Origin of the sequence: Curtobacterium sp. NPDC087082 (assembly GCF_044745045.1) — a bacterium.
In the GTDB taxonomy this organism is placed as follows: Bacteria; Actinomycetota; Actinomycetes; order Actinomycetales; family Microbacteriaceae; genus Curtobacterium.
In genome coordinates this window covers 438,961-460,407 of record NZ_JBIUZN010000001.1, presented here as the reverse complement: position 1 = coordinate 460,407, position 21,447 = coordinate 438,961, and the positions used below count along the sequence as shown (strand labels likewise).

Sequence of the window (21,447 nt, the reverse complement as noted above, 5' to 3'; positions counted from 1 at the left end):
GGCGGGCCCGCCCCCGGGGCCCCCCCCCCGGGGGGGGGGGCGGCCCCCCCCGCGGCGGGGGGGGGGGGGGGGGCCCCGGGGCCCCCGCGCCTCCCGTCCGCCTGTCCGTTCGTCGGGTCCGCGTCGTTACGCGATCGCCATCTCGTTGGGCACGCCGGGCAGAACGTCGCTCGAGGCGATGGTCTCGCCGGTCGTGAGGTCGACCGCGTGGACCCGCCGCTCGGCAGGGTCGGTGACGTAGGCGACGTCGCCGGCGACCTTCAGTGCCGGGTGGGCGTCCTGCCACTCGGCCGGTCCCTCCCACGGGTCGATCACCGGGAAGGAGTCGAGCAGCTCGCCGGACGTCGTGTCGAAGGTGTGCAGCGCGCCGTCGTCCCCGAGCACGACGGCCTCGTCCTCGGGACCACGGGCGAGGTCCCGGAACGTGTAGCCGACGCCGTCCGGCACGTCGGCGACCCGGTAGGAACCGGATGCCGCGTCGATCAGGGCGATCTGGTGGAGGAGGTACCCCTCGCTGTCCGGGTCGTCGTTGTAGTCGCCGAGCGCGATCGAGGACGTGTCGGTCGTGAACAGGTTGCCGGTCCGGCCGTACTCGGTGGGGGCGTCGAGCTTCGTGAACGCGCCGTCGTCGTACACGAGTGCCCCGTCGGTGCACCCGAAGACCGCGACGTCGCCCTGGACCGCGCCCTCGCCGTGCACGTTCGGGCACTCCTCGGAGCGGGTGGTCTCCTTCCCGTCCGCGTCCAGCGCACGGACCCCGCTGCGGGACTCCTCGTCGCCGATGGTGGTGAGCAGCGTGCCGTCCTCCAGCACGATCGCGACGCCGTGGTGCGCGGCCTCGGACTCGGTCGTCTCGGTGTCGGGCAGTTCGGCGCCGTCGAGTTCGGTGTTGTCGAACGTCGTCACCTGGCCGGTGCCGTCGGCGAAGAGCGCCGTCCGGTCGCCGTGGACGACCGCGTGGCCCCCGGTGTCGGCGGGGAAGACCGCGTCGGTGAGGGCCGGATCAGCCGCGGTGTCGAGCACCCGGAAGCCGCTCGGCACCGTGACGAGCACGTGCCGTCCGTCACCTGCCGGGTTGACGCGGGTGAACCCGTCGACAGCGTCGTCGGTCAGGACGCGCAGGTCGTCGTCGAGCACGAGGAGGCCGCCGTCGTACGTGAGCGTGATCCGGGTGCCGTCGGCGCGCTCGGTCGCGGTGCTCGTCGGCTCGGAGGGGGAGGGGTCGGCGGCGCAGCCGGTGAGGGCAAGGGCGGCCGCGCTGAGCAGGGCGGCCGGCAGGGCCGCGGTGCGCAGGGACTTGGTCGTCGTCATGCAGAACACTGTACTGATTCTCATTCTCAATTACGAACCGACAGTCCGTCGACGATCGCCTCGGTGTTCGACCGCATCATCCCGAGGTAGGTGGACGCGGGTCCGTCGGCCGTGAGCGACTCGGTGGCCAGCGGGCGGATCTCGACGTGCACGTCGACCTCGTCCGCGAGGACCTGGGCCAACCGGGCCGGCTGCGAGGCATCCGCGAAGACGGTCGGCACGCCGGCGTCCGCGATCGCGTCGGCAAGGTCCCGCAGGTCAGCCGCGCTGGGCGAGGCGAGCGTCGTCCCGCTCGGGATGACGGCTCCCACCACCCGGAAGTCGTACCGGTCGGCGAGGTACCCGAAGACGTGGTGGTTCGTCACGAGGGCCCGCTGCCCGGGGCTGAGCGCGCCGAAGGCCTGCTGCATCTCCCCGTCGAGCGCGTGCAGGGCGTCGAGGTAGTCCGCGGTGCCGGTCGCCTGGACGCCCACGTCGCGGAGGTCGTCGTCGAGCGCCTCGACGACGTCGACCATCCGTGCGGGGTCGGTCCAGAGGTGCGGGTCCGGGCCGCTGTCGTCCTCGGTCGTCCACTCCAGGGCGTCGACCGCGTCGCCGGCCGTGAAGACCGGGACGCCGTCGTCGGCCGCGGCCCGGACGTGCCGGGACACGCCCTCCTCGAGGTCCAGTCCGTTCTCCACCACGAGGTCGGCGGTGCGGAGTCGCGCGGCCTCCTGCGCGGAGACCTCGAACGAGTGCGGGTCCGCTCCGGCGGGCATGAGCACCATCACCTCGGCCGCGTCGCCGACGACCTCCGAGACGACGTCGCCGAGGATGTTCGTGGTGACGGCGACGAGTGGCCGGTCCTGCCCGGGAGCAGCGGTGCACCCGCTCGCGCCGAACGCGACACCCACCACGGCGAGGACCGTGACGACGACGGCCCGTGTGCGTGCCCGCGTCACAGTCCGACCTCCGCGAACGCGGCCGGGGCCACGCCGAGGTCGATGGTCCGGGCGACCCGCGCGCCGTCGGCGAAGTCGATCTCGTGCACGGTCCCGGTCCCGCGGTCGGCCAGGTAGGCGCGGTTCGCGTCGAGCTGCAGCAGGGGCGGGGCGTCGTCGGCGACGAGCGGGTCGGTCGCGACGATCGCTCCGGTGGCGAGCGTGTGCACCACCACCCGCCCGGTGTCGTCGACGCCGACCACGTGCTCGTCGGCGTCGTCGACCGCGGCGACGGCGCGGAGTGGGCGCTCGGTCGGCACCAGGCGCCACGAGTGTTCGCGGCTGTCGAGCAGCCAGAAGCCGGCGTCACCGGCCAGGCCCGCGACCGTCGGTCGTCCGGCGCGGGCTGCGAACGAGGTCGGCCGTTCGGCGCCGCCGGGCAACGGCACCGCCGTCGCGCCGTCGTCGTCCACGACCACCGCGCCGTCGGAACAGCCGACGACCGAGCCGGCCCGGGTGACGATGCCTCCGGCCGGGTCGGTGCACGCCGCCTCGGTGCCGGTCGGCGAGCCGTCGGCGTCGAGCACCCGGACGACGTCGTCGGACGCGGCGACGAGGCGGTCTCCGTCGGGGAGCAGGACCCGTGCGTCGATCCGGGTCCGTTCCTCGACGGTCCCCTGGCCGAGCGCGGCCCGGTCGAGGACGACCGCCTCGTCCCGCTCCGGCCAGGTGATCGTCGTGGTCGTCTCGGAGGAGTGCACCTCGACCGGACCGCCCCCCGCCATCGTGCCGACGACCCGCGGCTCCGCCGCGTAGTAGTGGGTGTGGTCGCCGTGGTCGACCGTCCAGGCGCCGCCGTCCACGATCGTGGTGCGGCTGTCGGAGCTCGTCACGAGGAACCGGCCGTCGGTGGCGGAGTGCGTGGGCACGTCGACGTCGTCGAGCGCGGTCGTCTTGCTGCTGAGCAGGTCGTGCAGCGCGGTCTCGCCCGTCCCGGAGACGGCCAGGAGGCGCAGCTGCGGTTCCCGGGATTCGCTCGCCCCCTCGACGAAGCCGTGTGGCCGGGCGGTCGCGCTGGGGTCGCCGGGGGCCGTGCCCGACGAGCAGCCCGCCGTCGCGACGGTGAGTCCGACGACGAGGCTCGTGGTGAGCAGGGTGCGCGTGGGAGCGCGCCGGGTGGAGTGGGTCATGCTGCCTCTCGAGGTGCTGGTACTGCTGTCGGTGGTTCTGTCCCGGGGGTCCGGTCGCGGGCCCGGGTGCTGAGCGACGCGGCCGTGCGCGAGAGGCCGACCCCGGCGACGGCGACGGCGGCGATGCTCGCTCCCGCGGCGGTGCCGAGGTGCCACGAGACGAGCAGCCCGACGAGGACGGCCGCGATGCCGATCCCGGCGGCGAGCACCATCGTCGAGCCGACGTGCCGGGTCCACGCACGGGCGGCGGCTGCCGGGGCGAGGAGCAGTCCCACGACGAGCAGCGTGCCCACCGCCCGGTACGAGGCGACGACCGCGAGCGTGACGAGCCCGACCAGCACGATCTCGGCGGTCCGTGGGCGGAGGCCGAGGGTCGCGGCCTTCCGGACGTCGAACGCCGCTGCCGTGAACGGACGGTGGAAGAACACCGCGGTCCCGAGCGCCACCGTGACGGCGATCGTCAGGCCGGTGAGGTCCGCACGGGTGACGGCGAGGACGTCACCGAACAGGATCGCGGTGACGTCGGTCGCGAAGGACCTCGAGGAGGAGACGATGATCACCCCGAGAGCGAGCATGCCGACGAACAGGAGCCCGATCGACGTGTCGTACGAGAGCCGGGCCCGACGGCGGAGTGCGCCGACCCCGAGCACCATCACCGCGGCGCTGGCGGCGGCGCCCAGCGCGACGGGGAACCCGGTCAGCGAGGCGATCGCGACGCCGGGGAGCATGCCGTGCGACAGCGCTTCGCCGAGGAAGGCCATGCCGCGGACGAGGACCCACGTGCCGACGACCGCGCAGAGCACCGCCGCCAGTCCGCCGCCCACGAGGGCACGGACCATGAAGTCGACGGAGAGGGGATCGGTCAGCCAGGTCACGGTCGGAGACGCTACATGAAAATGACTATCGATACTGATAGTGTCCTCAGGTGCCCACGACGACCGACGCCGCCCCCCTCGACGTCGCCGGACTCGTCGTCCGACGCGGCGACCGAACCGTCCTCGACGGGGTCGATGCGACCTTCCCCGCCGGTGCGGTCACCGCGCTGACCGGGCCGAACGGCTCCGGCAAGTCGACGCTGCTCGACGCGCTCGCCGGGGTCGTGACGCCGGATGCCGGCGCGGTGACGCGCCGCACCTCCGTCGGCGTCGCCTACGTGACCCAGTCAGTTCCGCCGAGCGCGCTCCCGCTCACCGTCCGTGCCACGGTCCGCATGGGCCGGTGGTCCGGCCGTCCGTGGTGGCGACCGCTCGTGCGTGCCGACCGCGACGTGGTCGACGAGCAGCTCGACCGGATGGGGATCGCTTCCCTGTCGGACCGGCCGCTCGACGAGCTGTCCGGTGGGCAGCGTCAGCGGACCCTCGTCGCGCTCGGACTCGCGCAGCGGGCGGGGGTGCTCCTCGTCGACGAGCCCACGGCCGGGGTGGACGCCGAGTCGGGTCGGCTCGTGGTCCACGCGCTCGCCGACGAGGCAGCGTCCGGGGTCGTGGTCGTGCACGCCACGCACGACCCGACGGTCATCGCCGGAGCGGACCGGGTCGTCTGGCTCGGCTGACCGTGGCGGCGCCGTCCGTCGGGACCGTCAGGGGCAGGCGACGGCGACGGAACCGGTCGCGGTCGTCTCCGCCGGAGCGGCGGCACTTTCCGGAGCGGGGGCCGCGGGAGCGGCGACCTGCGCCGGAGCGGTGGCACCTGCCGGAGCGGGGGCCGCGGGAGCGGCGACCTGCGCCGGGGCGGCACTCGAGCGGCGCGCACCGAGCGTGACGAGCACGATCGCCCCGACGACCGCGACCCCGCCGGCGAGCCAGAAGTCGACGGCCAACCCGAAGGACGACACCGCGGCGCCGCCGAGCACCGACCCGGCCGCGATCGCCAGCTGGATCGTCGTCACGAACAACGCGAGCCCGGTCTCCGACCCCGCGGGAGACGACGTGGACATCCAGGTCTGCATGCCGAGCGGCAGTGCTCCCCACACGAGGCCCCACACGACCAGCAGGACGAACACCCCGACGACCGAGTGTGCGAGCAGCGGGAGCAGGACGACCGCGCCGGCGAGGACGAACTTCGCGGAGCCGATCGTGCCGAGGACGCTCCGGCCGAGCGTGAACCCGGCGACGAAGTTCCCGACGATGCCCGCGATGCCGAAGACCAGCAGCGCGATCGTCACGGTGTCCGCGCCGACCCCGACGAGGTCCTGCAGGTACGGCGCGATGTAGGTGTAGGCGGCGAACTGCGCGGTGAAGAGGAACGCGGCACCGATCAGGCCGACCCGGGCCCTGCGCACACCGAGCAACGACGCGAGCGTGCCGAACCGGACGCGCTGCTGGGCGGGGATCCGCGGGAGCATCGCGAGCTGCAGGCCGAGCGCGACGAGCCCGAGCACGCCGCCGATCACGAACGCCAGCCGCCACGTGGCGAGGGATGACACGAGTGCGCCGAGGGGCAGGCTGACGACGGTCGCGACCGAGACGCCGGCGGTGATGAGGGACGTGGCGCGGATCACGGACTCGGGGCGGACGAGGCGTCCGGCGATCCCGGCGCCGATCGCCCAGAAGCCGCCGATGCCGACGCCGAGGAGCATCCGGGCCACGAGCAGTACCCAGAACGAGGGCGCCACCGCAGCGAGTGCGTCCGCGACGACGAGCAGCACCGTCAGGCCGACCAGGACGACCCGGCGGTCGAGCGCGGACGTCCACACCGTGACGACCGGTGCGGCGACCGCTCCGACGAGGCCGGTCGCGACGACCATGAGCCCCGCGGTGCCGACACCGACGTCGAGGTCGGCGGCGATGGCCGGCAGCAGGCCGATCGGGAGGAACTCGGACAGGACGAGGACGAACGATCCGAGTGCGACGGATGCGACGCTGAGCCACCCACGGCGCGTTGCTGACGAGGTCATGCGGGCGTCAAGCACGCGCCCGCGCGGTCCATTCCCGCGTGACGGGTCGGGTCAGGCGTCGAGGGCCCGGCGCGCGGCGGCGACCACCTCGGCGTCGGTGACGAAGTGCGCGGAACCGTCGTCCGCGCCGCCCATCGGCACACCAGCGTGGGCGCTGTCGGCGGCGGGTCGCTTCGCCGAGAGGTGCACGGCGGCGGCCCCCGTCGCGACCAGGGCGGGGACGTCGGCCGGGATGACACCGGCGCCCGCCATGACCTGCACGGGCCCGGCGGCGTCGACCATGCGCGTGATGGTCGCGGCACCGGCCACCGCGGTGGGCGCGGCCCCCGAGGTCAGCACCCGGGTGAACCCGAGGTCGGCGAGGGTGGCCGCGGCGGCGACGGGGTCGGCCGCGTGGTCGATCGCCCGGTGCAGGGTGACCTCGGCGGTCGCGCTGACCGAGCGTGCGGCGTCGACGAAGCGCCGGAGGGCGTCCTCGTCGAGCGTGCCGTCCGGACGCAGGGCACCGACCACGACGCCCGCTGCCCCGGAGCGCAGGACCGTGCGGACCTCGCGCACCATGAGGTCGACCTCGTCGGGGGTGTGCACGAAGCCGCCGGGACGACAGCGGACGAGGGCGTGCGCGGGGATGCCGGTCTCGTGGGTCGTCTCGACGAGCGCCTGGGACGGCGTGAGGCCACCGAGCTCGAGCCCGACGCAGAGCTCGACACGGTCGGCGCCGCCGTCCCGTGCGACGATCGCGCCGGCGGGTGAGGTGACGGCGATCTCGAGGGCGACGGGGGCGGCGGTGGTCACGCGATGGCTCCGAGCGGTTCGTTCGACGGCGGGATGATCCGGGCGCCGAGGTCCGGCGCCGACGGGAACACTCGATCGTAGGGGAACATCGGCCGGACGATCCTGTGGTGCCCGAGCCGCTCGAGGTCCTGGTCGACCCCGCCCGGCGTCAGCGCGAGCATCCAGTCGGCAGCCATGTCGAAGAGCTCCGGTTCGAGGTACCCGATCTTCACGATCACCACGTCGGCGTCCCGCGGGGCGAGGTCGAGGTCGGTGAAGTCGTGCTCGTGGTGGTACGGCTTGCGGAGCTTCGTCAGGATCGCGAACACACTGCCGACCTGCAGCACCACCTCGGTCTCGGCGTCGCGGTCACCGTGCTTGATCGCGTGCACGCGGCCGGTCATCGTGATCGGCCCGGCGTGGACGGCGTCGACCGACGCCCCCGCCGTCACGGTGACCGTCGCACCGACGCCGGCCTCCACCGCCGCCGCGACGGCCGCGGGGCCGGGAACGCTCGCGTAGATCACCGTCGGGCCGTCGGGCTCCGCGAAGGCCGGGTTCGCCAGCACCTGCGTGAGCCCCCACGTCATGTCGCCCGAGCCGCCGGCGGTCGGGTTGTCGCCGGAGTCGGACACGAAGAACGGCCTCGCGGCGCCCGGTGCGAGCGCAGCGACGATGCACTCGTCGAACGTGCCGGTCGGTGCGACGAACACGAAGTCCTCACGCACGTCCCAGAAGGCCCGCGCGAGTCGTTCGGCACCGGCGGCGACGGCGTCGGCGTCCCAGCCCGTGACCACGGTGACCGCGCGGTCGCGAGGCTGGTCCGCCCAGGCGTACCCGACCCAGATCGCGGCGTCGAGCACGCCCTCGGTCTGCTCGACGAGCGGCACCTGCGCGTACAGGGACGCCGCGGGCTCGAGGCGCGTCGAGGTCTGCTCGCCGGGCAGGAGCACGGGGATCGGCACCCAGGCCTTCACCGGGCGCTGCTGCCCGACCGGTCGGGTGGTCAACACGTCGACCAGGTTCCGGACGGCGCGCTCCTTCGTCTCGAGGGCGTCCTCGTGCGGGGCCATCCGGTAGCAGGTGACGAGGTCCACCTGGTGCGCGAGCTCCGCCGTGACGTTGCCGTGCAGGTCCATCGACGCCGACACGATGACATCGGGACCGATCACCGCGCGGATGCGGCCGAGCAGGTCGGCCTCGGCGTCGTCCAGGCCCTCGACCACCATCGCGCCGTGGATGTCGTACCAGAGCCCGTCGACGTGCTCGGCCTCGACGATCGCCGCCAGCCGCGAGACGATCTCCGCCGCGAGCGACTCGTACGAGTCACGGTCCACGATCCCGCCCGGCAGCGCGTGCCCGATGAGCGCCCCGCGGAAGTCGGCGTGCGCCGACAGCGGCCCGAGGAAGTCGTAGCGGGCCACGACCTCCTCCCCGCGGTCCGGGTGGAACGCCGGTGCGTGGGTGCGCGTCGGCGTGAACGTCGAGGTCTCGATGGCGAGACCGGCGATCGCGATGACCGGGCGGTGGGTGGCGGGTGCGGTGGACACGGGCTCAGACACGGACGTTCCTGTTCCTGGTGGTGGACTGGGGGATGGGCGCGGACAGTTCCTCGAGCGACGCGGCGAGGCCCCGCTGCAGGGCGAACTGACCCGCCCCGACGAGCCCTGCGTCCGCGCCGAGCGAGACCGGCTCGATGACGAGGTGCTGCGTCATGAGCGGGTGGCAGCTCTCGTACAGCTGGCTCCGCACGGCGGCGATGAACGGGTCGAGGGTGGAGAGGATGCCGCCGAGGTACACGGCGTCCGGGTTGAAGAAGTTGACGTTCGCGGCGAGCACCTCGCCGAGGTACCGGCCCGCGAGCCGCACGGCCCGGGTCGCCTCGGGGTGGGCGTCCGAGGCCAGGCGGACCACATCGGCGGTCGAGGAGACGTCGACCCCGGCGTCCGACAGGATCCGCACCAGGGCGGCTCCGGACGCGACGGTCTCGAGGCACCCGGTGTTCCCGCACGAGCACGGGGTGTCCCCGGCGGCGTCGATCCGGACGTGGGTGATGTCCCCGGCCGAGCCCGTCGCCCCGCGGTACAGCCGACCGTCGATGACGATCCCGGCCCCGATCGCCGAACCGGCCTTGATCGTGATGGTCTGCCGCCGGCCCGGGTCCTGCACGGTCTGCTCGCCCGCCGCCATGCAGTTCGCGTCGTTGTCGACGACCGCCGGCAACCCGAACCGCTCGGTCAGCCACGACGCCACCGGGAACCCGTTCCACCCCGGCATCCGGCTCGGCAGGTCGACCACGCCGGCCTCGACGTCGACCGGGCCCGGGAGGCTGAGGCCGACGCCCCGCAGCCCGTCGCGACCGCGCTCGTCGGCGAGCCGCTCGAGCAGGGCCGCCAGCCGCTGGAGTCCCGCGGTCGGGCCGTCGGAGAGCGCGAACGGGACGTTCGCGACCGACTCGAGCGCGCCTCCTGGCAGGACGATGCCGATGCGCGCGTGCCCGCCGCCGACGTCCGCGGCGACCGCGTACTCGTCGACGCCGCCGATGCGGAGCACCTTGCGGGGACGGCCGCCGGTCGAGACGTCGGTGCCCTCCTCGGCGAGCAGCCCGTGCGACAGGAGCTGCGCGACCACGTGGGACACGGTCGAGGGGGCGGCGCCGAGCAGCGCGGCGATCTCCGTCCGACTGGAGGCCTGCCCGGACGCGACGAGCTCCAGGACGCGGGCGCTGAGGTCCGGCACGACTTTCTCCAATCCGGGCGGAACACGGCGGGTGACCACCGACTGCCGCGAGCCTAACCGGCAGATCGACCGGTCCACCCTTTCGTCCGAACGGCAGAAACGAACTATTTACACGGAGATGTTTGTTTTTCCAACGGCTTTGGACATTGACTGTCCCCGTGCCGCTCGGCACGCGTGCTCCACACCCCGAACCTCCCACGCACCAGGAGACACACATGACCAAGCCCCGTCGCTGGGCGCTCCTCACCGGAGCCGCGATCGCCGTGAGCGCGCTGCTCGCCGGCTGCTCCGGGGGCGGCAACGCCTCGTCCGGCAGCAGCTCCGACACGATCGACTACGCACTGCCGGCCAACTTCACGCCGAACTGGATCCTCCCGATCGGCACCGCAGCGCACCTCAACACGAACAACGGCTCGATCGCGCAGTCGCTGTACGAGCCGCTCGTCGCCTACGACGGCTCCACCGGCAAGATCGCGTGGAACAAGGCCGGTTCGGTCGCGACGGACGCGACGTTCGCGAGCGACTCGAAGAGCGTCACGGTCACCCTCGGCGACCGGCACTGGTCCGACGGCAAGCCGATCACGAGCCGGGACGTCGAGTTCTGGTTCAACCTGATCAAGGCGAACAAGGACGAGTGGGGCTCCTACTCGAAGGGCAAGGCGCCGGACAACTGGACCTCCTTCACGGCCGACGACGACACGCACTTCACGATCACGTTCGACAAGGCGTACAACCCGGACTGGATGCTCGCCAACCAGCTGAGCCACATCATCCCGCTGCCGCAGCACGCCTGGGACAAGACGAGTGCGAGCGCGAAGGTCTCCGACGCCGACGAGACCACGTCCGGTGCGAAGCAGGTGTGGAAGTACCTCAACACCGCCGCCGGCAAGATCTCCGACTACGCCAGCGACGACCTGTGGAAGACCATCTCCGGGCCCTACGGCGTGAAGACGTTCACCACGGCGGGCAAGGTCACCCTGACGGCGAACACGAAGTACGACGGCGGCGAGAAGCCCTCGATCACGACGGTCAACCTGCTGCCGTTCACCACGACGGACGCCGAGGTGAACGCGGTCCGCTCGGGCGAGGTCGACTACGGCTACATCAACGCCACCGACATGGACCAGAAGTCGTCCTTCACGTCGAAGGGCTACGACGTGCAGCCCTGGACCGGCTGGGCGATCACGTACATGCCGTACAACTTCAACAACCCGGACATGGGCGCCGTCTTCAAGCAGCTGTACGCCCGCCAGGCCGTGCAGATGTCGATCGACCAGACCTCGCTCTCCAAGGTCGTCTTCAACGGCACCGCCACCTCGACCTACGGGCCGATCCCGCAGGCGCAGGAGTCCGACTACGTGTCGAGCACGCAGAAGGACAACCCGTACCCGTTCAGCACGAAGAAGGCCAAGGCGCTGCTCGAGTCCCACGGGTGGGCGGAGCAGGGCGGCACGATGGTCTGCACCGACCCTGGTACGTCCGACAGTCAGTGCGGCGAGGGCGTCAAGCAGGGCACGAAGTTCACCATGAACGTGCTCTCGCAGTCCGGCTCGACGGTCACCGACAACATGATGAGCGCGATCCAGTCCTCGCTCGCGAAGACCGGCATCGGCTTCACGATCAAGACCGCGCCGGTGTCGAGCGTCCTGTCGCAGACCCCGACCTGCACGAGCGACGAGGCCAGCTGCGACTGGGACCTCTCCTTCTTCGGCACCGCGGGCAGCTGGTACTTCCCGGCCTACCCGACCGGTGAGTCGCTCTTCCAGACCGGCGGTTCGGCGAACTTCGGGTCGTACTCCAACGCCGACGTGGACAAGCTCATCGACGCGACGACCACGTCGCCCGACGCCACCGCCGTGCAGGACTACAGCGCCGCGGTCGCGAAGGACCTGCCGGTGATCTGGCTGCCGAGCCCGGACTACCAGATCTCGGTCGTCAAGCAGGGGCTGACCGGGTTCGACCAGGACTCGCTCGCCAACTTCCACCCGGCCCAGTGGAAGTGGTCGAAGTAACCACCTGACACCCTCTGGAGGCGCGGCGCGGGTCCGACCCGCACCGCGCCTCCCGGGGCCCACCGCACCAACCCAGACGACGGAAGCCGCATGACCACAGCTCTCTACCTCACCAGGCGCGTCCTGCAGGCGCTCGCGGTGATCCTCATCGTCACGATCGTCGTGTTCTGCCTGCTGCACGCCCTGCCGGGCGGGCCCGCCCGCGGCGTGCTCGGCGTCTCCGCGACGCCCGCGCAGATCGCCGCGTTCAACACGGCGCAGGGGCTCGACCAGCCGCTGCCCGTGCAGTACCTCCGGTTCCTCGGCCGCCTCCTCACCGGCGACCTCGGCACGTCGTACACGCTCAACGAGCCGGTCTCGCAGCTCATCACGGAGCGGCTGCCGAAGACCCTCGTCCTCACCGGGATGTCCGCGGTGCTCGGCATCGTGCTCGCGATCCCGGTCGGCATGTGGCAGGCGGTCCGGCGCAACGGCGCGGTCGACTACGCGGCCACCGCCCTGGCCTTCGTCTTCTACTCGACGCCCGCGTTCTTCCTCGGGCTCGTCCTGATCATCGTCTTCAGCCAGCAGCTGCCCTGGCTGCCGTCCCAGGCGCCGAGCGGGAACACCCTCGCCGAGGTCTTCCAGGACCCGGCCGGGCTCGTGCTCCCCGTCGTCACGGGTGCCCTCGCCATGATCGCCGTCTTCAGCCGGTACATGCGGGCCTCGACGCTCGAGAACCTGCAGGAGGACTACGTCCGCACCGCCCGCGCCGGCGGTGCCTCGACCGCGGCGATCCTGCGCCGACACGTGTTCCGGAACTCGCTCACCCCGGTGGTGGCGATGCTCGGGTACTACCTGCCGGTGCTGTTCGGCGGGGCGCTCGTCACGGAGCAGCTGTTCAACTACCCCGGCATGGGGCTCCTCTTCTGGAACGCCGCGCAGACCTCGGACTACCCGACGCTCCTCGGGTGCGTCCTCGTCATCTCGATCGCGACCGTGGTGGGCACGCTGCTCGCCGACGTCGCGCAGTCCTTGATCGACCCCCGAGTGAAGGCAGGCCGCGCATGACCGCACAGCTGGCACCCGAAGCCCCCGGAGCGGCATCGCTCGTGCAGCCCGTCGCCGCCACCGGCTGGCGCCTCGCCGTCCGCCGCTTCCGCCACAACACCCTCGCGGTGATCGGCCTCGTCGTCATCGTCGTCATCGTGCTGTTCTGCTTCGTCGGCCCGTTCCTGTACCCGACCGACCAGACGCACACCCAGCTCTCCCAGGCGAACCTCGCCCCCGGCGCCGCGCACCTGCTCGGCACCGACGCCGTCGGGCACGACGTGCTCGGCCGACTGATGTTCGGCGGCAAGGTATCGCTGATAGTGGGCATCGCCGCCGGCGTCCTCGCCACCGTCGTCGGCACCCTCTGGGGCTCGATCGCCGGGTACGTCGGCGGTTGGGTCGACGCGGTGATGATGCGCGTGGTCGACGCCGGCATCGCGATCCCGGCGCTCTTCATCCTGCTCGTCATCTCGGCGATCACGACGCCCGGTGTGTGGGGACTCATCGTGATCCTCGGCTTCGTGTCGTGGCTCGTGCCCTCCCGGCTCATCCGCGCCGAGACGCTGACGCTGAAGAACCGCGACTACGTGCTGACCCTCCGCGCGATCGGCGGGTCGCACGCCCGCGCGATCGGCCGCCACCTGCTGCCGAACTCGGTGTCCACGATCGTCGTCGCCGCCACGTTCCAGGTCGCCGACGCGATCCTCCTCGTCGCCTACGTCTCGTACCTCGGGTTGGGCGTGCAGGCACCCGCGACGGACTGGGGTGGCATGCTCTCGGCAGGACTCACCGCCGCCTACTCGGGGCGGTGGTGGCTCATCGTGCCACCGGGTCTCGCCGTGATCCTGGTCGTCTGCGCGTTCAACGCCGTGGGCGACGGGCTCCGGGACGCCTTCGACGTGAGGGGCCGTTGATGTCCATCCTGACCACCACCGACCTCGGGGTCTCCTTCAGCACGGAGTCCGGCACGGTCGACGCCGTCCGCGGGGTCTCCCTGCACGTCGAACCCGGTGAGACGCTCGCGCTCGTCGGGGAGTCCGGTTCCGGCAAGTCCACCGTCGCCCTCGCCGCGATGGGGCTGCTGTCCGGCAACGCCGCCGCCACCGGCAGCGCGGTCGTCGACGGCCACGAGATCGTCGGCGCCGCCGAGCCCGCCCTGCGTTCGCTCCGCGGCAGCACCGTCTCGATGGTCTTCCAGGAGCCCGCGACCGCCCTCGACCCGCTCACCCGCGTCGGGGCGCAGATCGCCGAGGTCATCCGGAACCACGGCGACGTCTCGGCAGCTGATGCCGCGGCACGAGCCGTCGACCTGCTCGACCGCGTGGGCATCCCCTCGCCCGCGCAGCGCGCCAGGGCGTTCCCGTTCCAGCTGTCCGGCGGCCAGCGGCAGCGCGTGGTCATCGCGATGGCGATCGCGAACTCGCCGAAGCTCCTCATCGCCGACGAGCCGACGACGGCCCTCGACGTCACCGTGCAGGCGGAGATCCTCGAGCTGCTGCGTCGCCTGGCGGCGGACACCGGCACGGGAGTCCTGCTCGTCACCCACAACATGGGCGTCGTCGCGGACTTCGCGGACCGGGTCGCGGTCATGCTGCAGGGGTCGATCGTCGAGACGGGCTCCGTCGAGGACGTCCTGCTCCGGCCGCGGCACGAGTACACGAAGCGGTTGCTCGCGGCGGTGCCGCGGCTGGCCGTGGCCGAGGCCGGGGCGTCCGCCGCGTCCGGTGCGTCCGGCGTGGCCGTCGCGTCCGGTGCGTCCGTCGCGGACGGTTCGGACGGGAGGCGCGGCGCGGCCCCGGTGGTCGACCTGCGGGACGTCTCGGTGACGTTCGGGCGCGGGGCGCGCGCCGTCCACGCGCTGCAGGGCATCGACATCGCCGTGCACGCCGGCGAGACCGTCGGCCTGGTCGGCGAGTCCGGTTCCGGCAAGTCCACCGCGGCCCGGGTCGCGCTCGGCCTCGTCAAGCCGACGTCGGGCAGCGTGCACCTGTTCGGCTCCGACCTGCGGACGGCGCGTGGTCGCGACCGCCGAGCGCTCCGGTCGGGCATCGGCGTCGTGCTGCAGGACCCGGTGGCGTCGCTCGACGCCCGGATGTCGGTCGCCGAGTGCATCGCCGAACCGCTCGCCGTGCACCGTCGCGGCATGTCCTCCGCCGACCGTCGGAAGCGCATCGACGAGGTCCTCGACGCCGTCCGGCTGCCCCGGACCCTGGCGTCGCGTGCACCCCGGGAGCTCTCGGGCGGACAGCGGCAGCGCGTGTCCCTCGCCCGGGCGCTCGTGCTCTCGCCGCGGTTGCTCGTCGCCGACGAACCGACCAGTGCGCTCGACGTCAGCGTGCAGGAGACGGTGCTCGAGGTCCTCCGCGAGCTGCAGGACGACCTCGGGTTCGCGTGCCTGTTCGTCTCGCACGACCTCGCCGTCGTGCAGCAGTTCGCCGAGCGGGTCGTCGTGATGCGCCAGGGCGTCGTCGAGGAGCAGGGCACGACGGGTGCCACCCTCATGCACCCGACCACCGACTACACCCGACGGCTGCTCGCCGCCGTGCCCGTCCCCGACCCGGTGGTGCAGCGGCGACGCCGGACCGAGCGACTCGCCACCCTCGGGGCGGTGACCGCGTGAGCGAGGTCGTCGCCGGCGTCGACGTCGGCGGGACGAACACCAAGGTGGTCCTCGCGACCCCGGCGCTCGAGGTGATCGACCGCATCGACCTGCCGACGCCCGCCCACGCGGGTGGCGCCGCGATCGTGACGGCCGCCCTCGGTGCCGTGACGGACCTGCTCGACCGGCACCGCGCCTCCGTGACCGGTGTCGGGGTGGGCGCTGCCGGCGTCGTCGACGCGAGCACGGGGACGGTGCTCGTGACGGGCAACTCGTTCACCGGCTGGGCGGGTTACGGCGTGACGGACGCGGTCACGTCAGCCCTCGGCGTCCCCGCGACGCTCGACAACGACGTGAACGCGTTCCTGCTCGGCGAGGTCGCCGCCGGTGCCGTGGCGGGGGAGCCGGACGTGCTCGGCATGACGCTCGGGACCGGGGTCGGCGGCGCGCTCGTGCTCGGCGGCTCGCTGTTCGCCGGGCCCCGCGGTGCGGCGGGCGAGATCGGCCACGTCCCGGGCTTCGGCGACGCGGTGTGCACCTGCGGGCAGGTCGGCCACCTCGAGACCATCGCCGGAGCACGCGGCATCGCCGACCGCTACGCCGAACGGACCGGGCGCCGGGTCACCGTCCGCGAGGTCGCCGACGCCGCACGCGCCGGAGACCCCGACGCCGCCGCGGTGTTCGAGACCGCCGGCTGGGGGCTGGCGCGTGCTGCCCTGCTGACGGCGGGGATCCTCGACGTGACGACCATCGTCATCGGCGGGGGGATCGCGCGGTCCTGGGACCTGCTCGAGCCGGCCATCAGCGCTGCCATCGCCCTGGAGCCGCCGGTGAGCGGGGCGCCGATCCGGCTGGCCCTGTCGTCGCTGGGGTCCGACGCCGTGGCGCTCGGTGCCGCTGCGCAGGTACGGGACCTGGTGCTCGGGAGCGCGCCCGCGCGCTGAGGCGACCGCTTCCCGGAACGACGAGGAGCCGGCCTGGACCACCTGATCGCGTGGCCCAGACCGGCTCCGGTCGTGGGTGCTGTCGACGGGAGGACCGCCGACGGTCGGGTCAGACCCGACGGGCCCCGACGCGGGGGAGCAGCAGCCCGAGCACGATCATCGCGACGGCGAGCACCAGGTGCAGGACGTTGTCGGCGCTGTTGAGCGGCACGAAGTTCGCCGGGTCGGCCATGCCGGCGGTGAACAGGCCGTAGACGAACAGGACCGCGTAGACGATCCCGCCGACGAGCAGGTAGAGCCGAGCGCCGCGAGCGCTGCGGGCCGCGAGGAGCCCGACGACGCCGAACAGCAGGTGGACGATGTTGTGGAGCACGGACACCTGGAACGTGCCGAGCAGGAGTGCCATCGAGCCGTGGCCGGCCACCGACATCGTGCCCATGTCCATCGTGAGGCCGGGGATGAACCCGGCGATGCCGACGATGAGGAAGACGATCCCGAAGACCAGGGCGCCCTTCTGCGTCCAGGTGGAGCCGTTGGCGGTGCGGTTCGTTGCTGCGTTGCTGGTCATGATGCGACCTCTCTCTCAACGAGGGCCGGAACGCCGGTGCGCCGGTCCGGGCGCTCATGACGCCCACAGTGCATTCGGAGCATGTGCCCGGTCGGTTTGCAGCCGACCGTGTGGACCTGCCCCGTCTGTGCTCTGGCCGGCGCTGGGGCCTGAGCCGTCGCGGAGGGGACGCCGGGCATCGTGGAGCGCATGAGCCAGTACGACAAGCGCGACCCGAACACCCTCTACCCCGCCCCGCCGTACCCGGAGCAGGAGCAGTCGCTCCCCGGGGCCGCGTGGAAGATGGACCCGAAGCCCGACCACGGCGAGGAGAGCTACGTCGGGCTCGGTCGCCTGAAGGGCTTCCGGGGCATCGTCACCGGCGCCGACTCGGGCATCGGCCGCGCCGCCGCCATCGCACTCTCCCGCGAGGGCGCCGACCTCGTCCTCTCCTACCTGCCCGACGAGCAGGAGGACGCCGAACAGGTGCGCGACCTGCTCGAGGGCGAAGGGCGTCGTGCGGTGCTCTTCCCCGGCGACATCTCCGACGAGCAGTACTGCACCGACCTCGTCCAGAAGGCCGTCGACGAGTTCGGTGGCCTCGACACCCTCGTCATGGTCGCCGGGCGGATGGACAGCAACGACGACATCCTCACGCTCACGACCGAGCACTTCGACTCGACCTTCAAGACGAACATCTACTCGCTCTTCTGGCTGACCAAGGCCGCCGTGCCGCACCTCGAGCCGGGATCCACGATCGTCACCACCGGGTCGATCCAGGCGAGCACGCCGTCCCCGGACAAGATCGACTACGCGGTGTCCAAGGGCGCGATCAAGCTCTTCACCGAGGCCGTCGCCCAGCAGCTCGCGCCGAAGGGCATCCGCGTGAACTCGGTCGCTCCGGGACCGGTGTGGACGCCCCTCCAGCCGGGGTCCGACGACGCCGAGACCGTAGCGCACTTCGGCGAGCAGTCGCCGTTCGGCCGCCCTGGTCAGCCCGCCGAACTCGCTGCCGCGTACGTGCACCTCGTCAGCCCCGAGTCCAGCTACCAGTCCGGGTCGACGATCACCGTCGCCGGCGGCACCCCGGCCTTCTAGGAGGACACGATGAGCGGGACGACACACGTGGTCCTCGTCGCCTGGGACGGCGACGCAGCCGACCGGTCGGCGCAGGCCGATGCCGTCGTGCGCGAGCACCTGCCGCGGATCGACGGCGTCGAGTCCGTGCGGTCAGGCGAGAGCATCAGCACCGAGGGGCTGGAGGGCGGTTTCGACTGGATGCTCGTCGTCCGGTTCCGGGACCGCGCGGCGCTCGCCGGGTACCTGCCGCACGAGGAGCACCAGCCCGTCGCCGCGTACATCCAGGGCGCGAGCGAACGCGTCGTGGTCTTCGACGTCGAGGACTGACGTCGGGGTGGTCGTCGGGCGTGCCGATCAGCGCGACCCGACGACCGCCGTCCGCCGGGCCATGGCGTTGCCCGATGCGCGCACGAGCACGGCGATCACGAGGAAGCCGACGAGCAGCGCCGCGCAGTACAGCGCGACGCCGCCGTACCCGCCCACGCGGGCCGGGTTGAAGAACGGGTAGGGGTAGAACCCGACGATCGCACCGCGGACCAGCGTGTAGGCGGTGTAGACCGCGGGCACGATCGCGGCCGCCCAGACCATGGTGAACGGCTGACGGTGGCGGGGACGGTCCACGAACCAGTCGACCACGACGGCCGCCGGGATGATCATGTGGTGCACGACGTTCACCCACGGCAGGAGCTCGCCGAGGTCGGCACCGGCCAGCAGCGTGTTGAACACGATGCCGACGAACGCCAGGTAGACGACCGCGGCGCCGCGCGCGACCTCCCACCCGCGCGACGACGGGACACCCCGCAGGAGCCGGACGGCGCCGATCACGAACACGGTGCTGGCGTAGAGGTTGCCGAGGATCGTGAAGTAGCTGAAGACGCTCACGAGGCTGAAGTCCACCCGTACGCTCAGCACGACCTGGGTGACGACCCCGGCGACGGACGCGGCCGCGAGCGCGAGGCGGACGGCAGCCAGGACGGTCGTCTTCATGGCGCCACCCTACCGATCGCCGGGACTCCCGGACGGATCGGTCACCCGACGAGCGACTGCGTTCCGAGCACGACCGCCAGCGCCAGCCGTTCGGCATCGGCGCTCCCCGGCTCCGCGGTGTACGCGAGCACCGTCAGGTCATCGGTCGCGATCCGCAGGGTGTCGCAGTCGAGGGCGATCCGGCCCACCGCCGGGTGCTCCACGACCTTCCGTCGGCCGGAGCTCCGCGGCGGTGCGGTGTCGCCGGCGTCCCACAGCTCGACGAACCGCTCGCTCGCTGCACGGAGGTCCCGCACGAGCTGCCGCAGCCCGCGGTCGAGCGGGTACCGGGCGACCGCGAGCCGGAGCTCGGCGACGACCGAGGCCTCGAACGCCCGCTGCTCGGCGTCCGAGTGCACCGCCCGGCTGCCCGGACCGACGAGGTGGCGCCACGCGGTGTTCCGCTCGTGCCCACGGAGCGCACCGACCGGCCCCATCAGCGCGTCGTACGGCCCGTTCGCGGTGAGGATCGTGCCGGCGGCGTCGAGCACCGCGACCGGGGTGTCCGACAGCCGGTCGAGCAGCCGCTGCACGCTCGGCGGGATGCGCGAGGGCACGACGTCGGCGCCCGGGGCGGCGTGCCCGGCGAGCCGGAACAGCAGCTCGCGCTCCGCGTCCGCGACCCGGAGCGAGCGGGCCAGCGCCTCGACCACCTGCGCGGACGGCGAGGTCGCCCGCCCCTGCTCGAGCCGTGTGAGGTAGTCGGCCGAGATCCCGGCGAGGGCGGCGAGCTCCTCGCGACGGAGGCCGGCCGCGCGCCGACGGCTCCCCGCGACGACACCGACCGTGTCCGGCGCGACGTGGTCGCGCAGCCGACGGAGGGTGCGGCCGAACTCGGTGTGTTCCACGGCTCCAGTCTGCGACCCGTCGAGCCCGCTGTCCTGGGTCCAGCAGTCCTCCGACAGCGGGACGGCTCCCCGAGGGCGCTCGCCGGAGCGACGCTGGGGCCATGACAACGACATTCGTCACCGGGGCCACACGCGGCCTCGGCAAGGAGACCGCCCGCCAGCTCGCCGCCGCCGGCCACACCGTGTGGATCGGCGCCCGCGACCTGGACACCGGCCACGCGGTGGCCCACGAGATCAGCACGGGACCGAACGCGGTCCGTGCCGTGCAGCTCGACGTCACGGACGACGCCTCGGTCGCCGCGGCGTTCGCGACCATCGGCGCTGCCGGCGGGCTCGACGTGCTGGTGAACAACGCCGGCGTCGGCAAGCTCGGGCTGGACGGACCGGAGGCACTCGAGGTGTTCGACACGAACGCCGTGAGCGTCGTGCGGACCACCGAGGCGGCGCTGCCGCTGCTGCGGTCCTCGGCAGCCCCGATCGTCGTGAACATCTCGAGCGCGCTCGGTTCGTTCGCGGCCAACCACGACCCGGAGAAGCCGGCGTCGCAGTACCAGGCGATCGTCTACGGCGCGAGCAAGGCGGCGGTGTCGATGCTCACCGTGCAGTACGCCCGTGCCGTGCCGGAGGTCCACTTCGTCGCGGTCGAGCCCGGGTACACCGCGACCGAGTTCGGGGGTGTGCCGAACCCGCACGGCCGTCCGGTCGAGGTCAGTGCGGCGACGGTCGCCGCGGCGGCCGCCGCGGGCCCCGACGGTCCGACGGGTGTCTTCCTGGAGGACGGTGCGCCGCTCGGATGGTGACCATCCGACGAACGGGAGGCGCGGGTCGGGCCCGCACCGCGCCTCCCGGCCCGCAGGTCCCTACGATGAGGACGTGGCTGACGCGACCGAACCGACCGTCCTGCTGACCGCCTTCGAACCGTTCGGCGGCGACGCCGTGAACCCCTCGTGGGAAGCCGCGCAGCGGCTCGCGGCCACGTGGGACGGACCGGCGACGCTCGTCGTCGAGCAGCTGCCGGTGGTCTTCGCCGAGGAGCGGTCGCGGCTCGCGGCGGCGATCGCAAAGCACCGTCCCGCCGTCGTCATCGCGACCGGGCTCGCTGCCGGACGGGCCGCGGTGACACCGGAGCGCGTCGCGATCAACGTCATGGACGCCCGGATCCCGGACAACGCGGGCGCGCAGCCGGTGGACGAGCCGATCGACCCGTTCGGCGTCCCGGCAGCGTTCAGCGGACTGCCGATCAAGCGGATCGTCCGGGACGTCCGAGCGGCCGGGGTCCCCGCTGCGGTGTCCAACACGGCGGGGACGTTCACCTGCAACCAGGTGTTCTACGAGCTCATGTCGTTCGCCGACCGCGAGGGCTTCCGCGCCGGCTTCGTGCACGTCCCGGCCACACCGGACATCGCCGGGGACGGCCCCTCGCTCGACCTCGACCGGATCGTCACCGCGCTCGACGCCGTGGTCCGCGCCGCGCTCGACCCGGCGCCGGACATCGTCGCCGAGGGCGGCACGGAGTCCTGACCCGCGTC

Annotated in this window: 21 protein-coding genes; 10 read left to right on the top strand and 11 right to left on the bottom strand. The window is 72.7% G+C overall.

Annotated features, from left to right (window positions below; all coding sequences use genetic code 11):
- Positions 1-126: 126 nt before the first annotated feature.
- From aztD to aztB, 4 genes are read right to left on the bottom strand one after another with little or no spacing between them, the layout of a single operon-like run.
- On the bottom strand, positions 127-1,311 hold the full coding sequence (gene aztD, locus ACIPEP_RS02155; RefSeq protein ID WP_402716352.1) for a zinc metallochaperone AztD: 1,185 nt from the start codon (positions 1,309-1,311) through the stop codon (positions 127-129).
- 26 nt (positions 1,312-1,337) lie between these two features.
- Positions 1,338-2,252 carry a metal ABC transporter solute-binding protein, Zn/Mn family gene (locus tag ACIPEP_RS02150; protein ID WP_402716351.1) on the bottom strand — a complete coding sequence of 305 codons (915 nt, stop codon included), beginning with the start codon at positions 2,250-2,252 and terminating at the stop codon, positions 1,338-1,340.
- Complete coding sequence (locus ACIPEP_RS02145) at positions 2,249-3,421, bottom strand: ABC transporter (RefSeq protein WP_402716350.1); 1,173 nt, start codon at positions 3,419-3,421, stop codon at positions 2,249-2,251. The genes ACIPEP_RS02150 and ACIPEP_RS02145 overlap by 4 nt, the downstream gene beginning before the upstream one ends.
- Positions 3,418-4,296: a zinc ABC transporter permease AztB gene (aztB, locus tag ACIPEP_RS02140; RefSeq protein ID WP_402716349.1), complete on the bottom strand. Its 879-nt coding sequence runs from the start codon at positions 4,294-4,296 to the stop codon at positions 3,418-3,420. Before aztB ends, ACIPEP_RS02145 begins: the two co-directional genes overlap by 4 nt.
- Before the next feature lie 50 nt (positions 4,297-4,346).
- Between aztB and aztA the strand changes: the two genes are divergently transcribed.
- On the top strand, positions 4,347-4,973 hold the full coding sequence (gene aztA / locus ACIPEP_RS02135; protein WP_402716348.1) for a zinc ABC transporter ATP-binding protein AztA: 627 nt from the start codon (positions 4,347-4,349) through the stop codon (positions 4,971-4,973).
- A gap of 27 nt (positions 4,974-5,000) precedes the next feature.
- On the opposite strand, the gene ACIPEP_RS02130 is transcribed toward aztA, so the two are convergent.
- From ACIPEP_RS02130 to ACIPEP_RS02115, 4 genes are read right to left on the bottom strand one after another with little or no spacing between them, the layout of a single operon-like run.
- Positions 5,001-6,317 carry an MFS transporter gene (locus ACIPEP_RS02130; RefSeq protein WP_402716347.1) on the bottom strand — a complete coding sequence of 439 codons (1,317 nt, stop codon included), beginning with the start codon at positions 6,315-6,317 and terminating at the stop codon, positions 5,001-5,003.
- Positions 6,318-6,368: 51 nt separating this feature from the next.
- The gene (locus ACIPEP_RS02125) at positions 6,369-7,112 is read right to left on the bottom strand and encodes a copper homeostasis protein CutC (RefSeq protein ID WP_402716346.1); all 744 of its coding nucleotides are present in this window, start codon (positions 7,110-7,112) and stop codon (positions 6,369-6,371) included.
- Complete coding sequence (locus ACIPEP_RS02120) at positions 7,109-8,653, bottom strand: M81 family metallopeptidase (RefSeq protein ID WP_402716345.1); 1,545 nt, start codon at positions 8,651-8,653, stop codon at positions 7,109-7,111. Before ACIPEP_RS02120 ends, ACIPEP_RS02125 begins: the two co-directional genes overlap by 4 nt.
- A complete protein-coding gene (locus ACIPEP_RS02115; protein ID WP_083295119.1) occupies positions 8,646-9,830 on the bottom strand; it encodes an ROK family protein in 1,185 nt (394 codons plus the stop codon). The genes ACIPEP_RS02120 and ACIPEP_RS02115 overlap by 8 nt, the downstream gene beginning before the upstream one ends.
- A gap of 215 nt (positions 9,831-10,045) precedes the next feature.
- On the opposite strand from ACIPEP_RS02115, the gene ACIPEP_RS02110 reads away from it, so the two are divergent.
- The 5 genes from ACIPEP_RS02110 (at position 10,046) to ACIPEP_RS02090 (ending at position 16,417) form a co-directional block, all read left to right on the top strand.
- Positions 10,046-11,842 (top strand): peptide ABC transporter substrate-binding protein, encoded by a 1,797-nt coding sequence (locus tag ACIPEP_RS02110; RefSeq protein ID WP_071303289.1) that lies wholly within the window; start codon positions 10,046-10,048, stop codon positions 11,840-11,842.
- A 90-nt stretch (positions 11,843-11,932) separates the two neighbouring features.
- On the top strand, positions 11,933-12,892 hold the full coding sequence (locus ACIPEP_RS02105; RefSeq protein ID WP_071296453.1) for an ABC transporter permease: 960 nt from the start codon (positions 11,933-11,935) through the stop codon (positions 12,890-12,892).
- Positions 12,889-13,788: an ABC transporter permease gene (locus tag ACIPEP_RS02100; RefSeq protein ID WP_402716344.1), complete on the top strand. Its 900-nt coding sequence runs from the start codon at positions 12,889-12,891 to the stop codon at positions 13,786-13,788. The genes ACIPEP_RS02105 and ACIPEP_RS02100 overlap by 4 nt, the downstream gene beginning before the upstream one ends.
- Positions 13,788-15,494 carry a dipeptide ABC transporter ATP-binding protein gene (locus tag ACIPEP_RS02095; protein ID WP_402716343.1) on the top strand — a complete coding sequence of 569 codons (1,707 nt, stop codon included), beginning with the start codon at positions 13,788-13,790 and terminating at the stop codon, positions 15,492-15,494. Before ACIPEP_RS02100 ends, ACIPEP_RS02095 begins: the two co-directional genes overlap by 1 nt.
- Positions 15,491-16,417 (top strand): ROK family protein, encoded by a 927-nt coding sequence (locus ACIPEP_RS02090; RefSeq protein ID WP_070417277.1) that lies wholly within the window; start codon positions 15,491-15,493, stop codon positions 16,415-16,417. Before ACIPEP_RS02095 ends, ACIPEP_RS02090 begins: the two co-directional genes overlap by 4 nt.
- A gap of 109 nt (positions 16,418-16,526) precedes the next feature.
- On the opposite strand, the gene ACIPEP_RS02085 is transcribed toward ACIPEP_RS02090, so the two are convergent.
- On the bottom strand, positions 16,527-16,985 hold the full coding sequence (locus ACIPEP_RS02085) for a DUF4383 domain-containing protein (protein ID WP_071296449.1): 459 nt from the start codon (positions 16,983-16,985) through the stop codon (positions 16,527-16,529).
- 189 nt (positions 16,986-17,174) lie between these two features.
- Here ACIPEP_RS02085 and ACIPEP_RS02080 point away from each other — a divergent pair, with 189 nt between their 5' ends.
- The gene (locus ACIPEP_RS02080) at positions 17,175-18,062 is read left to right on the top strand and encodes an SDR family oxidoreductase (RefSeq protein WP_402716342.1); all 888 of its coding nucleotides are present in this window, start codon (positions 17,175-17,177) and stop codon (positions 18,060-18,062) included.
- Positions 18,063-18,071: 9 nt separating this feature from the next.
- Entirely contained in the window at positions 18,072-18,371 is a 300-nt protein-coding gene (locus ACIPEP_RS02075) for a Dabb family protein (protein WP_092388055.1), read from the top strand.
- 27 nt (positions 18,372-18,398) lie between these two features.
- Here the strand turns inward: ACIPEP_RS02075 and ACIPEP_RS02070 are convergent, their stop codons facing one another.
- On the bottom strand, positions 18,399-19,031 hold the full coding sequence (locus ACIPEP_RS02070) for a Pr6Pr family membrane protein (protein WP_402716341.1): 633 nt from the start codon (positions 19,029-19,031) through the stop codon (positions 18,399-18,401).
- Positions 19,032-19,072: 41 nt separating this feature from the next.
- A complete protein-coding gene (locus ACIPEP_RS02065) occupies positions 19,073-19,918 on the bottom strand; it encodes a helix-turn-helix transcriptional regulator (RefSeq protein WP_402716340.1) in 846 nt (281 codons plus the stop codon).
- 101 nt (positions 19,919-20,019) lie between these two features.
- Between ACIPEP_RS02065 and ACIPEP_RS02060 the strand changes: the two genes are divergently transcribed.
- Both ACIPEP_RS02060 and pcp read left to right on the top strand, forming a co-directional pair.
- Positions 20,020-20,718, top strand: coding sequence for an SDR family NAD(P)-dependent oxidoreductase (locus tag ACIPEP_RS02060; protein ID WP_402716339.1), 699 nt, complete (start codon positions 20,020-20,022; stop codon positions 20,716-20,718).
- Between the two features lie 73 nt (positions 20,719-20,791).
- Entirely contained in the window at positions 20,792-21,439 is a 648-nt protein-coding gene (pcp, locus tag ACIPEP_RS02055; RefSeq protein WP_402716338.1) for a pyroglutamyl-peptidase I, read from the top strand.
- Positions 21,440-21,447 lie beyond the last annotated feature (8 nt).

Coding starts and splice junctions, on each gene's coding strand:
- ACIPEP_RS02130 (WP_402716347.1), bottom strand. CDS start 6,317: ATGACCTCGTCAGCAACGCGCCGTGGGTGGCTCAGCGTCGCATCCGTC.
- ACIPEP_RS02105 (WP_071296453.1), top strand. CDS start 11,933: ATGACCACAGCTCTCTACCTCACCAGGCGCGTCCTGCAGGCGCTCGCG.
- ACIPEP_RS02070 (WP_402716341.1), bottom strand. CDS start 19,031: ATGAAGACGACCGTCCTGGCTGCCGTCCGCCTCGCGCTCGCGGCCGCG.
- ACIPEP_RS02100 (WP_402716344.1), top strand. CDS start 12,889: ATGACCGCACAGCTGGCACCCGAAGCCCCCGGAGCGGCATCGCTCGTG.
- ACIPEP_RS02080 (WP_402716342.1), top strand. CDS start 17,175: ATGAGCCAGTACGACAAGCGCGACCCGAACACCCTCTACCCCGCCCCG.
- ACIPEP_RS02145 (WP_402716350.1), bottom strand. CDS start 3,421: ATGACCCACTCCACCCGGCGCGCTCCCACGCGCACCCTGCTCACCACG.
- ACIPEP_RS02060 (WP_402716339.1), top strand. CDS start 20,020: ATGACAACGACATTCGTCACCGGGGCCACACGCGGCCTCGGCAAGGAG.
- ACIPEP_RS02095 (WP_402716343.1), top strand. CDS start 13,788: ATGTCCATCCTGACCACCACCGACCTCGGGGTCTCCTTCAGCACGGAG.
- aztD (WP_402716352.1), bottom strand. CDS start 1,311: ATGACGACGACCAAGTCCCTGCGCACCGCGGCCCTGCCGGCCGCCCTG.
- ACIPEP_RS02085 (WP_071296449.1), bottom strand. CDS start 16,985: ATGACCAGCAACGCAGCAACGAACCGCACCGCCAACGGCTCCACCTGG.
- ACIPEP_RS02075 (WP_092388055.1), top strand. CDS start 18,072: ATGAGCGGGACGACACACGTGGTCCTCGTCGCCTGGGACGGCGACGCA.
- ACIPEP_RS02110 (WP_071303289.1), top strand. CDS start 10,046: ATGACCAAGCCCCGTCGCTGGGCGCTCCTCACCGGAGCCGCGATCGCC.